Annotated in this window: 14 protein-coding genes; 7 read left to right on the top strand and 7 right to left on the bottom strand. The window is 67.8% G+C overall.

All coding sequences use genetic code 11. The annotated features are described in order from the left end of the window. Window positions 1–184: 184 nt before the first annotated feature. Window positions 185–1,846 carry a SulP family inorganic anion transporter gene (locus tag ALI44B_RS02170; RefSeq protein WP_083709417.1) on the top strand — a complete coding sequence of 554 codons (1,662 nt, stop codon included), beginning with the start codon at window positions 185–187 and terminating at the stop codon, window positions 1,844–1,846. Window positions 1,847–2,029: 183 nt separating this feature from the next. Next, complete coding sequence (locus tag ALI44B_RS02165; protein ID WP_077053128.1) at window positions 2,030–3,829, top strand: glycoside hydrolase family 15 protein; 1,800 nt, start codon at window positions 2,030–2,032, stop codon at window positions 3,827–3,829. On the opposite strand, the gene ALI44B_RS02160 is transcribed toward ALI44B_RS02165, so the two are convergent. The 5 genes from ALI44B_RS02160 to trpD all read right to left on the bottom strand — a co-directional run bounded on the left by ALI44B_RS02160 (window position 3,826) and on the right by trpD (window position 8,960). Beyond that, complete coding sequence (locus ALI44B_RS02160; protein ID WP_077053127.1) at window positions 3,826–5,193, bottom strand: C40 family peptidase; 1,368 nt, start codon at window positions 5,191–5,193, stop codon at window positions 3,826–3,828. The two genes, ALI44B_RS02165 and ALI44B_RS02160, sit on opposite strands and share 4 nt — an antisense overlap. A 221-nt stretch (window positions 5,194–5,414) precedes the next feature. After that, the gene (dhaM, locus tag ALI44B_RS02155) at window positions 5,415–6,140 is read right to left on the bottom strand and encodes a dihydroxyacetone kinase phosphoryl donor subunit DhaM (protein ID WP_077053126.1); all 726 of its coding nucleotides are present in this window, start codon (window positions 6,138–6,140) and stop codon (window positions 5,415–5,417) included. Further along, complete coding sequence (gene dhaL, locus ALI44B_RS02150) at window positions 6,137–6,772, bottom strand: dihydroxyacetone kinase subunit DhaL (protein ID WP_077053125.1); 636 nt, start codon at window positions 6,770–6,772, stop codon at window positions 6,137–6,139. The genes dhaM and dhaL overlap by 4 nt, the downstream gene beginning before the upstream one ends. Before the next feature lie 21 nt (window positions 6,773–6,793). Next, window positions 6,794–7,795, bottom strand: coding sequence for a dihydroxyacetone kinase subunit DhaK (dhaK, locus tag ALI44B_RS02145; RefSeq protein WP_077053124.1), 1,002 nt, complete (start codon window positions 7,793–7,795; stop codon window positions 6,794–6,796). A 109-nt stretch (window positions 7,796–7,904) separates the two neighbouring features. Continuing rightward, window positions 7,905–8,960, bottom strand: a complete 1,056-nt coding sequence (gene trpD / locus ALI44B_RS02140; RefSeq protein WP_077053123.1) for an anthranilate phosphoribosyltransferase — start codon at window positions 8,958–8,960, stop codon at window positions 7,905–7,907. A gap of 96 nt (window positions 8,961–9,056) precedes the next feature. Here trpD and ctaE point away from each other — a divergent pair, with 96 nt between their 5' ends. The 4 genes from ctaE to qcrB are packed head-to-tail and all read left to right on the top strand — an operon-like array spanning window position 9,057 to window position 13,331. Then, complete coding sequence (gene ctaE / locus ALI44B_RS02135) at window positions 9,057–9,743, top strand: aa3-type cytochrome oxidase subunit III (protein WP_079727668.1); 687 nt, start codon at window positions 9,057–9,059, stop codon at window positions 9,741–9,743. A gap of 22 nt (window positions 9,744–9,765) precedes the next feature. Further along, a complete protein-coding gene (gene qcrC / locus ALI44B_RS02130) occupies window positions 9,766–10,581 on the top strand; it encodes a cytochrome bc1 complex diheme cytochrome c subunit (RefSeq protein ID WP_077053121.1) in 816 nt (271 codons plus the stop codon). A gap of 48 nt (window positions 10,582–10,629) precedes the next feature. Continuing rightward, a complete protein-coding gene (gene qcrA / locus ALI44B_RS02125; RefSeq protein WP_077053120.1) occupies window positions 10,630–11,703 on the top strand; it encodes a cytochrome bc1 complex Rieske iron-sulfur subunit in 1,074 nt (357 codons plus the stop codon). Next, window positions 11,700–13,331 carry a cytochrome bc1 complex cytochrome b subunit gene (qcrB, locus tag ALI44B_RS02120; protein WP_083709416.1) on the top strand — a complete coding sequence of 544 codons (1,632 nt, stop codon included), beginning with the start codon at window positions 11,700–11,702 and terminating at the stop codon, window positions 13,329–13,331. Before qcrA ends, qcrB begins: the two co-directional genes overlap by 4 nt. A gap of 257 nt (window positions 13,332–13,588) precedes the next feature. On the opposite strand, the gene ALI44B_RS02115 is transcribed toward qcrB, so the two are convergent. Next, complete coding sequence (locus tag ALI44B_RS02115) at window positions 13,589–13,927, bottom strand: nuclear transport factor 2 family protein (RefSeq protein WP_202969353.1); 339 nt, start codon at window positions 13,925–13,927, stop codon at window positions 13,589–13,591. Between the two features lie 32 nt (window positions 13,928–13,959). Here ALI44B_RS02115 and ALI44B_RS02110 point away from each other — a divergent pair, with 32 nt between their 5' ends. Continuing rightward, on the top strand, window positions 13,960–14,271 hold the full coding sequence (locus ALI44B_RS02110; protein WP_238592000.1) for a winged helix-turn-helix transcriptional regulator: 312 nt from the start codon (window positions 13,960–13,962) through the stop codon (window positions 14,269–14,271). A 65-nt stretch (window positions 14,272–14,336) separates the two neighbouring features. Here ALI44B_RS02110 and ALI44B_RS02105 read toward each other — a convergent pair whose 3' ends face one another. Further along, window positions 14,337–14,759: a cytochrome c oxidase subunit 4 gene (locus ALI44B_RS02105; protein ID WP_077053117.1), complete on the bottom strand. Its 423-nt coding sequence runs from the start codon at window positions 14,757–14,759 to the stop codon at window positions 14,337–14,339. Between the last annotated feature and the right edge of the window lies 1 nt (window position 14,760).

The following is a 14,760-nucleotide window of genomic DNA, read 5'->3' as shown; positions in this document are numbered from 1 at the left end:
CTCGGGTTTCTCCGACCGAACGGCGTGTCGAAAAGCACCGGGCGCCGCCGACGCGAAACCTGCACGAAGCCGACACGCCCGAGCGTGCTCTCCCTTCGTCCGCTCCATAGTGCTCGCGCGGCCTCGCCCCTATAGTGAGGTCATCGACGGGCTCCGGGCCCGTCATCCCGAGGGGAGGCTCGCGGTGGCATCTCGTTTTCGCGTGCTTCCCGGGCTCACGGCACGCACAGCCCTGCGAGAGTCCACGGCGGGCGTCACGCTCCTCGCCCTCGCCGTGCCGCTCAACATCGGCTACGCGCAAATCGCCGGCCTGCCGGCCACGGCGGGCCTCTACGCACTCATTCTGCCGTCGGTCGTCTATGCCCTGCTGGTCTCGTCCCGCCAACTAGTCGCGTCGCCGGATGCCGCGGCCGCCGCCCTCGTCGCGTCGTCGCTCGGTGGGCTCGCCGTCGCCGGCGGGGCCGACTACGCCACCCTCGCTCTTGCGCAGGCGATCATCGGCGGGCTCATGTTCGGGCTCTTCGCACTCTTCCGCCTGGGCTTCCTCGCCAACTTCCTGTCGAAGCCCATCCTGATCGGGTTCGTCGGAGGCCTGGCGCTCGACATCCTGGTCAGCCAACTCGCCAAGATGCTCGGCATCAAGATCGACAGCGGCGCCGAATTCGTCGACAAGGTCGTGGCGCTGATCTCGGGCCTCGGCACAGCGAACGTGTTCTCGATCGCCCTGTCGGTGGGTTCGGTCATCGTGCTCCTCGTGGGACGGCGATTCGGCCGCCAGGTGCCGTGGGCGCTCGCCGTGTTGGTCGTCTCGACCATCGTGGTGGTGGCGACGGGGCTCGAGGCGCGCGGCGTCTCAGTGCTGGGCGCCATCGAGGCCGGCCTGCCCACGCTGTCGTGGCCGATGCTTCCCTGGTCGAGCTGGTTGGCCCTGATTCCGTCCGCGCTGGCCCTCACGATGGTGACCATGGCCGAGGGGCTCCTCGTCTCGCGCAACTACGGCGAGAAGCGCGGCTATCCGACCGACCCCAACCGCGACCTTCTCGCTTTCGGTGCGGCCAACGTGGCGGCCGGGGTTTCGGGCGGCTTCACGGTCGGGTCGTCCACCTCGCGCACCGCGGCGCTCGACCAGATCGGCTCGCGCACCCAGCTGCCCTCGATCGTCGCCGCCGTGGGCACGCTCCTCCTCCTCGTCTTCGGCACGGCGCTCCTCGAGCACATCCCCTCCCCCGCCATCGGTGCCATCGTCGCGGTCGCCATCCTGCCGCTTCTCGGCATCGGTGAGCTGCGACGCCTCTGGTCCGCCGACCGGTTCGAGTTCGTCGTGGGCGCCGTGTGCTTCCTGGGCGCGTTGCTGCTGGGCCCCATCCTCGGCATCCTGCTCGCTTTCGTGCTCGCGCTCATCAATCTCGCCAAACGCGCGGCCTCCCCCGCTATCGACACCGTGGGGGCGGATGGCGCGGCAACCCGCCGACCCGCACCCGGCCAGCCCGTCATCCTGCGTTTCGCGGCGCCGCTCTTCTTCGCGAATGCGGCAGCGTTCGAGCGCGCCGTGAGTGCTCTGGCCGACGCCGAGCCGGCACCCCGAGCCATCGTGCTCGACCTCGAAGCCGTCACGGATGTCGACGTCACGGGTTCCGAGTCATTCGCCGCCGTTGCGAAGAAACTTCACGATCGCGGCATCCGACTGGCCGTCAGCCGCGTGCGCCCTGACCTCTCCCATCGACTCGAACACTTCGGGCTGCTCGACGGGCTCGTCGTCTACGCCACCAATCGCGAGGCCCTCACGGGCGAGACGGTCGACCCGCAGGGCACGACGAGCACACCGGGCGAAGCCGACCGTACCTGAACGCTGGCTCAGGCCGACGACCCGCATGTCGACGGCCGACCGCCGGGGCATCGCGCAGGAGGCCGCAACGCGACAACGCGGCAACGCGGCAACGCGGCAACGCGGCAACGGCAGACTCCCTCTGGCGGCGCAACCCCCGCCGCGCCTCAGGCAGTTCCCTCCCGCGCCTGACAGGATGAGCGGATGAGCTTGCCGATCGAAGACTACGCCGTCATCAGCGACTGCCACACCGCCGCCCTCGTCGGCATCGACGGCAGCATCGATTGGCTGTGTTTTCCCCGTTACGACTCGGCCTCGATGTTCGGCGCCCTGCTCGGCGACGAGAATCACGGGCGCTGGAAGGTGGCGCCCACGCATCCGGACGCCGTGAATAGCCGACGCTACCTCGAGGGCACACTCGTGCTCGTGAACACGTGGACCACTCCCGACGGCGTGGTCGAGATCATTGACTTCATGCCGCACGGCAACCGTCGCGCCGACCTGGTGCGGCGCGTGCGCGGCATCAGCGGCCGCGTCGTGGTGCGCGAGGAGGCGCGGTTCCGTTTCGGTTACGCCGACGCGCTCCCCTGGGTGCGCCAGATCACCGACTCCGACGGCGCCCCCGCCCTCCTCGCCACGGCCGGCCCCGACTCGGTCGTTTTGCGAAGCCCGAAACTGGCCGCGGAAGACCACCGCCATGGCGTCGAATTCACGGTCGCGGCCGGCGAGACCGTCGATCTGTCGCTCACCTGGTACCCCTCGCACCGCGAAGCCCCCGAACCCGAAGACATCTCGGCCGTCCTGGCCTCGACGGCCGGTTGGTGGCGCCGCTGGTCCGACCGTTGTGCCCACGACGGTTCCTATCGTCCCGCGGTCGTCACGTCGCTGCTCGTCCTGCGCGCCCTCACGCACGAAGACACGGGCGGCATCGTCGCCGCCGTCACCACGTCCCTGCCCGAGCAGTTCGGGGGCAGCCGCAACTGGGACTACCGCTACGTCTGGCTGCGTGACGCCGCCCTGGCTCTTGGTGCGCTGCTCGCCCACGGCTACTCCGACGAAGCGGTGGGATGGCGCGACTGGCTGTTGCGCGCCGTCGCCGGTGATCCCTCCGACGTGCAGATCATGTACGGCATCGCGGGCGAGCGCAATCTGCCCGAGGTCGAGGTGCCGAGCCTGCCCGGCTACAAGGGCGCGTCGCCCGTGCGAGTGGGCAACGGCGCCGCGACCCAATTCCAGACGGATGTCATCGGGGAGGTCATGGTCGCCCTGCACGAGGCCCGCGAGGCCGGCATCCGCGAGGACGAGTTCTCCTGGCCGCTGCAGCGCGCCCTGCTCTCCTACCTCACCGACAACTGGCAGCGCCCCGATCGTGGAATCTGGGAGATCCGCGGCGAACCGCAGCACTTCACGCATTCGCGCGCGATGGTGTGGGCGGCCTTCGACCGGGCCGTGCGCGCCGTCGAGGAGTTCGGCCTCGAGGGCCCCGTCGACGAGTGGCGCCGCCTGCGGGACGACGTGCGGGCCGAGATCGATGCCTCCGGTGTCAGCGCCGCGCACGGTTCGTTCGTGCAGCACTACGACGCCGACGATGTGGATGCCGCGCTCCTCCAGCTGGCCCAGGTCGGTTTCTGCGCCTACGACGACCCGCGCATGCTCGCAACCGTCGCACGCATCGAGTCCGAGCTGCTCGACCACGACCTGGTCCTGCGCTACCGCACGGAGTCCGGCGTCGACGGCCTCGAGGGCACCGAGCATCCGTTCCTGGCGTGTTCGTTCTGGCTCGTCGAGCAGTATGCGCACTCGGGTCGCCAGGTCGATGCCGCGCGCCTCATGGACCGCCTCTTGAGCGTGACCAACGACGTGGGCCTCCTCAGCGAGGAGTACGACGTCGGCGAGGAACGCCAGGCCGGCAATACACCGCAGGCGCTCTCGCACCTCGCTCTCGTGCGCGCGGCCGACGCCATCTCGGTCGCGCTCGGGAAGACCCCCGTCTCGACGACCTAGCCCGCCGGTCGCCCGACGTAGGGCACGAGGTTGTGCGTGCGCACGGGAACCAGCTGAACGCGCTTGCCGGGCTCAGGTGCCTCGATCATCTTGCCGCCGCCCACATAGATCGTGATGTGGTACATGCCCTGCGAGTTGGTGGACTTGCCGGGCGAATAGAACAGCAGGTCGCCGGGCACGAGGCTCGACGCCGAGGCGAGGCGGCCTTGTTTGCTGAGCTCGCGATACTGCGCCCCCACCGTGTGGTAGCCGATGTACACGCCCGCCTGGCGGTACGCGATCATCGTGAGGCCTGAGCAATCCCAGGCGTTCGGCCCCTCGGCCGCGAACACGTAGGGGTCGCCGAGCTGCGCGTAGGCGAACGCCACGGCGCTCGCGGCGGCGGAACTCGGCGCGCCGGATCCCGACGGCGCCGGCGCGGGTGCGGCGGGGGCCGCCGGCGCGGGAGCAGCCGGTGCAGCGCCGCCGCCCGACGGCCGCGACCCGTTCGTGTTCTGTTGCGCGTTCTGCGCGGCCCGTGCGCGTGCGGCTTCGGCCGCAGCCTGGGCAGCGGCAGCCTGTCGCGCCTGCTCGGCCGCAGCCGCGGCAGCGGCCTGACGAGCGGCCTCGGCGCGGGCCTCGACGCCCGCCTGGTATTCCTTCTCGGTGTTCTCGGTCTGGCCCTTCAGATAGGCCAGCTGAGCGTCGAGCTCGTCGGCGTGCGACTGCTGCTCGGCCAAGGCCTTTTCCGAAGCCTGGGCCGCCGCGTTCGCGACCGCCAGCGCCGACTTCGACTTCTCGGCCGCGGCCGTGAGCGCCTGGGCGGCCTTCTCGGCCTGTTCGCTCAGCGACGTGACCTGGTTTGCATCCTTCTTGGCCTGCTCGAGCAGCTCGGCTGAATGCGCGCCCACCTGGTTGAGCGTGCCCAGTTTCGACAGCAGATCGCTTGCGTTCGTGCCCCCGCCGGTGAACAGCGACGCCTCGAGGTCTCCCCCGGCGCCTGTGCGGCCGAGTTGCGCCACGATGCGCCCAACCTTCTTCGCCGAGGCGTCAGCCGTCTCCTTCGCGGTGGCGAGCTTCGCCTTCAGATCGTCGGATGTCTTCGTCGCGGCCTGCTCGGCAACCAGAGCCACCTGATAGGCCTCGCCCGCTTGCAGCGCCGCAACGCCCTTGGCGTCGGCATCCGATTTCAGGGTCTGGAGCAGGCCCGTCAGCCGATCAATCTCGGCCTTCTTCTGGTTCTCGTTGGCGCGCGCCGACGTGACGTCGTCCCAGCTGGGGTAGCTCGGCGCCGCCAGGGCCGGGGATGCCGGACCAACGAACACTCCGGCGGCCAGCACGGCCGCCACCGTCACGGTGGTGAAGAAGGACGATCGACGGGTCATAGGGGCTAGGCCTTTCATACCGGATGCGTCTCGACCGAAGTACATTGGCCGCAGCACCCGCGCATCTCGGCGGCCACATCCTCGATCACTGTAGTCAGACCACTGGGGTCACACAAGCGATTTTCGGGACACGCCGAGGGCTCCATCGACCGAATGCCCGATGAGACGATAAAGCGGCATTTTCCTATGAATGCCCCAAGAAACTGCCCCGCTCTGGGCAGTCAGTCTTCGCCGAAGCCGGTCTCGATGAGCTCGCTCAACTCGTCGACGGCGCGACGTGCGTCGGGTCCGGTGGCCCGGATACGAGCCTCGGCCCCGCGAACCAGTCCCAAGGACATGATCGCCAGCAGGCTCTGCGCATCCACGCCGTTCACGTCGATGCGCGCATCGAACGATCCGGCAAGCTTCACGAAGTCGGCCGCGGGTCGCGCGTGCAACCCGTCGCGGTTCACGAGCACGACCGTGCGTTCGACGGCACCGTCAGCGGCTGCGGATGCATCTCCATCGTGAGCGCCCGAGTCCGATCCTGACGCCGCAGCCGTTGCCTCGACCCCGGCCTCAGCCCCGCCACCGGCGGTCCGCGCCGCCGCGACGACGTCATCCAGCCCCGAACCCATCTCGGCCGCGACCGCAGCCGCGACCGCACCCTCGACGAGCGGCGCATCGACCACGCGGACCCGCTCACGCACGGCATCGTCCTCGAGGAAATCCACGGCCGTCTCGGTCGTCAACAGAGCCGAGCCCAGGTCATACAGGACGACGACACCGTCGCCCGAGTCGGCCGAGGCCAGACCGCTCTGCACCTTCTCGAAGCTCGTGCCGATGCCATCCTCGTCGGTGCCCCCCGCCGCGACGATCGTCACGGACGCGGCCATCTGGTGCGCCAGGTCGGCCACCCCCTCGGCGATCTTCGACGAATGCGAGACGAGCAGTAGCCCGACACTCATTTGACACCCGCGGCCACGGCGGCCTCGCGCAGGATGAGCGACGACGATTGCGCTCCCGGGTCGCGGTGCCCGATGGCCCGCTCGCCCAGATAGCTCGCTCGCCCCTTGCGCGCGACCAGAGCCTCCGTGTCGACGGCACCCTTCTCGGCGGCATCGGCCGCGGCCGAGAGCACGGCCGGCACATCGGCGCCGGCGGCCTCGGCAGCGGCGGCGGCCTCCACGGCGGGCGTCCACGCATCGATCATGGTTTTGTCGCCCGGCTCAGCTTTACCGCGCAGCACCACGCCATCGCGCGCCGCCGTGAGCAGCGCGACGATGTCCGACGCACTCAGCTCGGTCTTGCCGGCAATGGCACCGGCCGCCTTGAGGTAGGCGGTGCCGAGAAGCGGTCCGGATGCCCCGCCGACCGTCGAGATGAGCGTCGAGGCGACCATCTTCAGCACATCGGCCGGCGTCTCGGGCGTTAGCGCGTCGAGCTTCGCCGCGACGGCCTGGAACCCGCGGTCGAGGTTCTCCCCGTGGTCGGCGTCGCCGATCTCGCGATCGAGGTTGATGAGTTCGGCGCGGTGTTCCGAGACGGTGTCGATCGTTCCGCGCACCCACGCGGTCGCCCAGTCGGTTCCAACGGTCATGATGTTCCTTTCGTCCGGGTCCTACCGACCCCAGCGCAGCGCGGCCGTCTGCACGGGCGCATCCCACAGGGTCGTCAGCTCGTCGTCGAGTTTCAGCACGGTCAGCGAGGCACCCTGCATTTCGAGGGCCGTCACATAGTTGCCCACGAGCGAACGCGTCACGGTGATGCCACGCTCGGCGAGCACCTCGGCCGCACGGCGGTACAGGATGTAGAGCTCGATCTGCGGCGTGCCGCCCATGCCGTTGACGAAGAGGAGCACGTCGTCTCCGCTCGCGAAGGGCAGGTCTTCGAGAATCGGTTCGAGCAGCCGGTCGACGATCTGGTCGGCGGGTTCGAGCGAGATCTTGGCTCGCCCGGGTTCGCCGTGAATGCCGATGCCAATTTCGATCTCGTCATCGGCCAGAGTGAAGCTCGGCTCGCCAGCGTGCGGCACGACGGATGGTGTGAGCGCGACGCCCATCGACCGCACCTGTGCGACCACCTTCTCGGCCACCGCGGCGACCTCGTCGAGCGAATCCCCGCGTTCGGCGGCGGCTCCCGCGATCTTCTCGACGAGGACCGTGCCCGCGACGCCGCGTCGGCCCGCCGTGTAGAGCGAGTCCTTGACCGCGACATCGTCGTCCACGATGACCGTGCGCACGGTGATGCCCTCGGCCTCGGCCAGGTCGGCGGCGGTCTCGAAGTTCAGCACGTCGCCCGTGTAGTTCTTCACGATGTGCAGCACGCCCGAGCCTCCGTCGACCGCCTGGGTCGCGGCGATGATGGGGTCGGGGGTGGGCGAGGTGAAGACGGGACCGGGAACGGCGGCGTCCAGCATCCCGAACCCGACGAAGCCGGCGTGCAGCGGTTCGTGCCCGCTGCCGCCGCCCGAGACGAGGCCGACCTTGCCGCTCACGGGCGCGTCGGATCGGGCGATGAACAGCGGTTCGGTCGACAGTGTGACGAGGTCGGCGTGCGCCAGCGCGAAGCCGGCGACCGACTCGTCGACCACGTTCTTCGGGTCGTTGATGAGTTTCTTCATTGAATCCTCCTGGGCTCGGGGCCGTGCGGGCATCGGAGGCCCGCACCCTCAACTTATCCGTCCGCCGCGGCGGTGCATAGACGCAATCGAACCCTTGACACCGGCCCCGTTACGAGCGGGATGCTGCGGCCACCCAGCGCTCCAATTGCGATGCCGCGGCCCCCGAGTCGATGGTCTCCTCGGCAATGCGCATCTGCGCCCGGAACCGATCGAGAATGGGCACCTGCACCTCGCCCGGATCCTCCGCCAGACGGAACGACACGAGCCCGGCGGCCGCATTCAGCACGACGATGTCGCGCACGGGACCGGTCTCCCCCGACATCACGCGGTGCACGATGCGCGCGTTGTGTTCGGGGTCGCCGCCCACGAGTTGCTGCATCGTGGCGCGCGTGATGCCGAGGTCGCGCGGGTCGAGGTCGTGTTCGGTGACGAGCCCGCGGCTCACCTCCCAGATGTGGCTGTGGCCCGTGGTGGTCAGCTCGTCGAGCCCGTCGTCGCCGCGGAACACGAGCGCCGTCGCGCCACGCGTCTGGAAAACCCCCACGATCAACGGCACGCGGTCGAGCTGTGCCACGCCCACGGCCGACGCTTCGGGCCGCGCCGGGTTGCACAGCGGCCCGAGGTAATTGAAGACGGTGGGGATGCCGAGCTCCGACCGCGTGCGCCCCGCGTGCTTGAACCCGGGGTGGAAGGCGGCCGCCCACGCGAACGTCATGCCCGCCTCATCCAAGATCTCGGCCACGCGCGCCGGTTCGAGCGTCAGATCGATGCCGAGCGCCCCCAACACGTCACTCGACCCCGACTCCGACGACGCCGCGCGGTTGCCGTGTTTTACGACGGGCACACCGGATGCCGCCGCCACGATGGATGCCATGGTCGACACGTTCACGGTTCCGAACCGGTCCCCGCCCGTGCCCACGATGTCGAGCGCCATGGGGTTCACGTCGAGGGCCACCGCATTGTCGAGAATGGCGTCACGGAATCCGACGATCTCGTCGACCGTCTCGCCCTTCGCGCGCAGCGCCACGAGGAACGCCGCCAGTTGCGCGTCGGTCGCGTTTCCGACCATGACCTCTTGCATGGCCCACGTAGCCTCGGCCACACTGAGGTCGTCGCCGTCGAGCAGGGTGGTGAGAATCGCGGGCCAAGAGGTCGTTTCGAACATGCCCAAATCCTATCTGCGCCCGCCAGTTCGCCGCATAACCCCTGAATCGGCAGGCTTTTCACAGGGGATGGTAAGGCCCGCCTAAGTCAAACAGTGATGGTTTTTCCGCACGTCGTGACAAAATCGCGCCCGAACATCGGACATAATGGAGGGGTGACGAGCACCTCCCTCAACTATGCGGCGCGAGCCCCCAAGATCAACCGACCGAACTCAGTAGCGGTCGGAACAATCGTGTGGCTGGGCAGCGAAGTCATGTTCTTCGCCGGCCTCTTCGCCATCTACTTCACCCTCCGCTCTGTGGCGCCCGATCTGTGGGCCACCCACACGGCCACACTGAACATCCCGTTCTCGACGGTCAACACGATCATCCTCGTGGCCTCGTCGTTCACGTGCCAGTTCGGTGTGTTCGCGGCCGAGCGCATGCAGCCGCGCTCCGTGGGGCCCAAGCCCTCGCAGTGGGGCATGGTCGAGTGGTTCTTCCTCACCTACACGCTCGGCGCCATGTTCGTCGTCGGCCAGATCTTCGAGTACGCCACGCTCGTCAGCGAGGGCATCTCCCTCAGCTCGGATGCCTACGGCTCCGCGTTCTACCTGACGACCGGTTTCCACGGCCTCCACGTCACGGGCGGTCTCATCGCCTTCCTGCTGGTCATCGGACGCGCTTACGCGGTCAAGACCTTCACCCACAAAGAAGCAACTAGCGCAATCGTCGTGTCCTACTACTGGCACTTCGTCGACGTCGTCTGGCTCGGCCTGTTCTTCGTCATCTACGTTCTCAAATAGAAATCGGAGCTGAGCCATCTCCATGCTTAGGAAACGCAACACGTCCGCTCGCACGGCCCGCAAGAACGGTCGGCGTTCCCCGCTGGCCACGGTCGCTCTGATCGCGGTCGGGCTGCTCTTCACGGGCGGCGCCTACGCGGCCTTCAGCGCCACCACGGCCAACGCCGAGACTCCCGCCGCCAACTCGCAGGCTTCGGTCGAAGAGGGCAAGAAGCTCTTCCAGGCCAACTGCGCCACGTGCCACGGCCTGGCCCTCGACGGCAGCGAAGACGGCCCCAGCCTCATCGGCGTCGGTGCAGCATCCGTCGACTTCCAGGTCGGAACGGGCCGCATGCCCATGCAGGCCCAGGGCCCGCAGGCGCTCGAGAAGCCCGTGCAGTTCACCGAAGAGCAGATCTCCTCGCTCGCGGCCTACGTGGCTTCCGTGGCTCCCGGCCCCGCCATCCCCGAGGAGCAGTACCTCGACGCGCAGGGCGATGCCGCCAACGGCGCCGAGCTGTTCCGCATCAACTGCGCCATGTGCCACAACGTGGCCGGTGCCGGTGGAGCCCTGACCGAGGGCAAGTTCGCTCCCCCGCTCACGGGCGTCACCCCCGCGCACATCTACGAGGCCATGGTCACCGGCCCGCAGAACATGCCCGTCTTCAACGACATGAACCTCACGCCCGAAGACAAGCGCGACATCATCACGGCCCTGAAGTACACCGAGAATGCATCCACCGTCGGCGGCAACCCGCTCGGCGCGCTGGGCCCGGTGGCCGAAGGCCTCTTCCTCTGGATCTTCGGCCTGGGCGCCATCGTCGCCCTGACCGTGTGGATCACGGCGAAGTCCAACTAACAGATTTAGCAACAGCGTTCTCCCCCGAACGCATCACGAAGGAGCACAATGGCACAGGACGGTAACAGCGGCAGAGAGCTCGCCGCTGCCGACCAGTCGGATCACGGCCACGAGCGTGTCGGTTCGCCCGGCACCGCTGTGGTGACCTCCGACCGAGTCACCGACCCCGGTCTGCCGGAGCACCGTAAGCGTGTCACCGACCTCGACCCGAAGAAGAACAAGCGGGCCGAGCGCGTCGTCTACACGCTGTTCTACCTGTCGATCGCCGGCAGCGTCTTCGCGATCGCCGCCTACATGGCCTGGCCGATCAACCCCGAAGACCTCATGTCGGTCCGCGCGAACAACCTGTTCATCGGGCTCGGCCTCACGCTGGCGCTCATGGGCATCGGCATCGGTGCGGTCCACTGGGGCAAGGCCCTCATGGCCGACCACGAGGGCGTCGACCTGCGTCACCCCGTCCGCGGCACCGACGCCACGCGTGAGCGCGCCGTCGAGATCTTCGCCGAGGCCAATGAAGAGTCCGGATTCGGCCGCCGCGCCCTCATCCGCAACTCCCTCATCGGTGCGCTGATCGCGTTCCCGCTGCCCGCCGTCGTGCTGTTCCGCGGCCTCGCCCCCGAGGGCGAAGACCCCGTGCACCTGCTCAACGAGACCGCCTGGGAGAAGGGCACGCGCCTGGCGCGCGACCCCTCCGGTCAGCCGATCAAGGCCTCCGAGGTCACCCTCGGTTCTGTCTTCCACGTCATCCCCGAGGGCCTCGGCGACATGCCGCACATGCTCGAGGAGAAGGCCAAGGCGATCGTGCTGCTCATGCGCCTCAAGCCCGAAGACCTCGTAGAGCTTCCCGAGCGCAAAAACTGGTCGTACGATGGCATTGTTGCCTACTCGAAGGTCTGCACCCACGTGGGTTGCCCGGTGGCTCTCTATGAGCAGCAGACCCACCACCTGCTCTGCCCCTGCCACCAGTCGCAGTTCGATGTCACCAACCACTGCGCGGTCATCTTCGGACCGGCCGCTCGTCCCCTCCCGCAGCTTCCCATCGCGATCGACGACGAGGGTTACCTCATCGCCCAGAGCGACTTCCACGAACCTGTCGGGCCTAGCTTCTGGGAGCGTCATTGAGTACCGTAACCGCCCCGCCCACGGCCACTGAGTCGTCGGCGCCCGTGGCGAAGAAGAGCGGCGGCCTCACGGCCGGCGCAGCCAACTACCTCGACGAGCGCACGAGCATCTCGGCCGTCGTCAAGGAGTTCGGTCGCAAGATCTTCCCCGACCACTGGTCGTTCCTCCTCGGCGAGGTTGCTCTCTACAGCTTCGTCGTGATCCTGCTCTCGGGCAGCTTCCTCACGTTCTTCTTCCAGGCCTCCATGGCCGAGGTCCACTACGACGGCTCCTACGTGCCGCTCAAGGGCGTCGCCATGTCGGCGGCTATGTCCTCCACGCTCGACATCTCGTTCGACATCCGTGGCGGTCTGCTCATGCGCCAGGTGCACCACTGGGCAGCCCTGCTGTTCGTGGCGTCCATCGGCCTGCACATGCTGCGCATCTTCTTCACAGGTGCGTTCCGCAAGCCGCGCGAGCTCAACTGGGTGATCGGCTTCGTCCTCTTCATCCTCGCGATGGCCGAGGGCTTCACGGGTTACTCGCTTCCCGACGACCTGCTTTCCGGCAACGGTCTGCGCATTATCGACGGCATGATTAAGGGCTTCCCGATCGTGGGAACGTGGATCTCGTTCCTCCTCTTCGGCGGCGAGTTCCCGGGCACCGACATCGTCGGCCGCCTCTACACGTTGCACATCCTGTTGCTGCCGGCCCTGGTCGTCGCCTTCATCGCGCTGCACCTGGTGTTCGTCGTCGTGCACAAGCACACGCAGTTCCCCGGTGCCGGCCGCACGCAGCAGAACGTCGTCGGCTACCCGGTCCTCCCGGTGTACGCCGCCAAGGCCGGTGGGTTCTTCTTCATCGTCTTCGGCGTCATCATGCTGATGGCCACCTTCTTCACGATCAACCCGATCTGGAACTACGGCCCCTACGACCCGTCGCCGGTGTCCGCGGGAACGCAGCCTGACTGGTACATCGGTTTCGCCGACGGCGCCCTGCGTCTCGTGCCTCCGCACCTCGAGTTCATGCTGTTCGACCACACGTTCTCGTTCAACATCCTCATCCCCGTCGGCGTTCTGGGTCTGTTCATCCTCACGGTTCTGATCTACCCGTTCATCGAGGCCTGGGTCACGGGTGACAAGCGCGAGCACCACATCCTCGACCGCCCGCGCAACGCCCCGACCCGCACCGCCATCGGTGCTGCCGGTGTCACGTTCTACGCGGCGCTCTGGGCTGCGGCCTCCTCCGACATCATCGCCACGCACTTCATGGTGACGATGGAGGGTGTCATCCACACGCTGCAGTTCTGCCTCATCGTCGGGCCGTTCATCGCGTACTTCATCACGAAGCGCATCTGCCTCGGCCTGCAGAAGAAGGATCGCGAGATCGTTCTGCACGGCTTCGAGTCGGGCCGCATCGTGCGCCTGCCCGGTGGCGAGTACATCGAGGTCCACGAACCCGTCGACGAGTACGAGCGTTGGGAACTGGTCAGCTACGAGGACTACAAGCCCCTCATGATCCGCCCCAACTCGCGCGGCAAGATCACCACCACGCAGCGCGTGCGCGGATCGCTCTCCCGCTGGTTCTTCGAAGACCGCATCGCGCCGACCACCAAGAACGAGATCGAGCGCTCGCACGGAGACCACTAGTCTCCACTGAACGCCACGAAGGCCCCGCCGCTTCTGCGACGGGGCCTTCGTCGTTTCTCCACAGCGATCCCCCGGGCTCTCCCGGCGGGTTACCCTCATCGCGTCGCGACCGATCCGGGCCGGCGCTGCGGAGGCCTTTCCGACTCGTGAGCGGGCGAATCCAGCGAGCGGTCCTGCTGCTGGCCGGGCGTCTGTCCTCTGTTAGCGAGCGGTCCAGCTGCCGGCCGGGAGTTTGTCCTCCGTCCCCCACCGGGACGCTAGACGGTGCCCCAGAACGCGTCCTCGGCGTTGCCGTCCTCCGAGAAGAGGTGCATCTCGACGATCTTTCCGTCGCGCACGGTCAGCAGATCCAGCCCCGCCATATCCATGGACGCGCCCGTGCGTCGCCCCGTGAATCGTACCGGCACGGCCACCAGGTCGCCGTTTACCATGAGGGGCCCCGAAACCTCGAGGGCGAACGACCCCTCGCTGATCTCCATCATGCCGCCGATGAGCGATCCCACGCCGTCGATTCCGCGATGGACGCCGGAGAAACGGTTCTCCCCCGGCTGGTGCCACACGACGGCTTCGCCGAACTGCGCCATGACCGTCGGCACGTCACCGCGGCTCAGGGCCGCGAAATAGTTCCGTGCCGCAGTGGACGGCCATGATCGTCATCACGCTGAGCTCAGGCCCCGTGCGCTTCGGAGACATCCGCTCAAGCGTCGAGGGCATCAGCGGCAAGGTCCTGTCTTCCACCCTGAGGGATCTCGAGCGCGATGGCATCGTCAGTCGTACCGCCTACGACGAGATGCCGCCCCGCGTCGAATATGAGCTCCCACCGCTCGGCCAGACGCTGCACGACCCGCTGAGAGCCCTGGGCGCGTGGGCCGAGGATCACATCGAACAGGTCATGCAGGCGCGGGACAACTTCGACGAGGTGGCCGAGCGCCGGCTCTGACACCGCCTTAAACGACGAATGCCGCTCCCAGTAAGGGAACGGCATTCGTGGGCTCTCAGAGGCGCTTAGCGCGCGTGGTAGCCGCGGTAGTACTCGTAGGTCCAACCCGTGATCGCGATGACTGTGAGGGCGACACCGCCGAAGGCGATCCAGATGCCGACCGCGAGGCCCAGCATGACCAGGGCGCCACCACCGGCGAGGATGATGGGCCACCAGCTCCAGGGGCTGAAGAAGCCGATCTCGGGGTCGCCGTCGTCGATGTTGGCGGTGAGCGTGTCTTCGGGGAGCTCTGCACCCTGCTGCTTGTGCACGCGGCCCAAGTAGAAGGCGAGGAACGCACCGAGCGCACCGCTCAGCGTGAGCGCAACCGTGCCTACCCACTCCACGTAGCCGTGGAAGGGGTCGACCAGGTTCCAGAAGGTGTAGACACCCGCGAGGAGGAAGCAGAAGACGGCGATGATCCAGAAGAGGACGACGTTAGCTTTCATG

Origin of the sequence: Leifsonia sp. ALI-44-B (genome assembly GCF_001984125.1) — a bacterium.
Taxonomy (GTDB): domain Bacteria; phylum Actinomycetota; class Actinomycetes; order Actinomycetales; family Microbacteriaceae; genus Okibacterium.
Note: the sequence above shows the minus strand (reverse complement) of the source record. Positions and strands in the feature narration are given on the sequence as shown.

Excerpts from the sequence above, each read along its gene's own strand:
- trpD (WP_077053123.1), bottom strand. The coding sequence starts at position 8,960 with ATGTTCGAAACGACCTCTTGGCCCGCGATTCTCACCACCCTGCTCGAC.
- dhaK (WP_077053124.1), bottom strand. The coding sequence starts at position 7,795 with ATGAAGAAACTCATCAACGACCCGAAGAACGTGGTCGACGAGTCGGTC.
- qcrA (WP_077053120.1), top strand. The coding sequence starts at position 10,630 with ATGGCACAGGACGGTAACAGCGGCAGAGAGCTCGCCGCTGCCGACCAG.
- ALI44B_RS02105 (WP_077053117.1), bottom strand. The coding sequence starts at position 14,759 with ATGAAAGCTAACGTCGTCCTCTTCTGGATCATCGCCGTCTTCTGCTTC.
- ALI44B_RS02160 (WP_077053127.1), bottom strand. The coding sequence starts at position 5,193 with ATGACCCGTCGATCGTCCTTCTTCACCACCGTGACGGTGGCGGCCGTG.
- dhaM (WP_077053126.1), bottom strand. The coding sequence starts at position 6,140 with ATGAGTGTCGGGCTACTGCTCGTCTCGCATTCGTCGAAGATCGCCGAG.
- ctaE (WP_079727668.1), top strand. The coding sequence starts at position 9,057 with ATGGTTTTTCCGCACGTCGTGACAAAATCGCGCCCGAACATCGGACAT.
- dhaL (WP_077053125.1), bottom strand. The coding sequence starts at position 6,772 with ATGACCGTTGGAACCGACTGGGCGACCGCGTGGGTGCGCGGAACGATC.
- ALI44B_RS02165 (WP_077053128.1), top strand. The coding sequence starts at position 2,030 with ATGAGCTTGCCGATCGAAGACTACGCCGTCATCAGCGACTGCCACACC.
- qcrC (WP_077053121.1), top strand. The coding sequence starts at position 9,766 with ATGCTTAGGAAACGCAACACGTCCGCTCGCACGGCCCGCAAGAACGGT.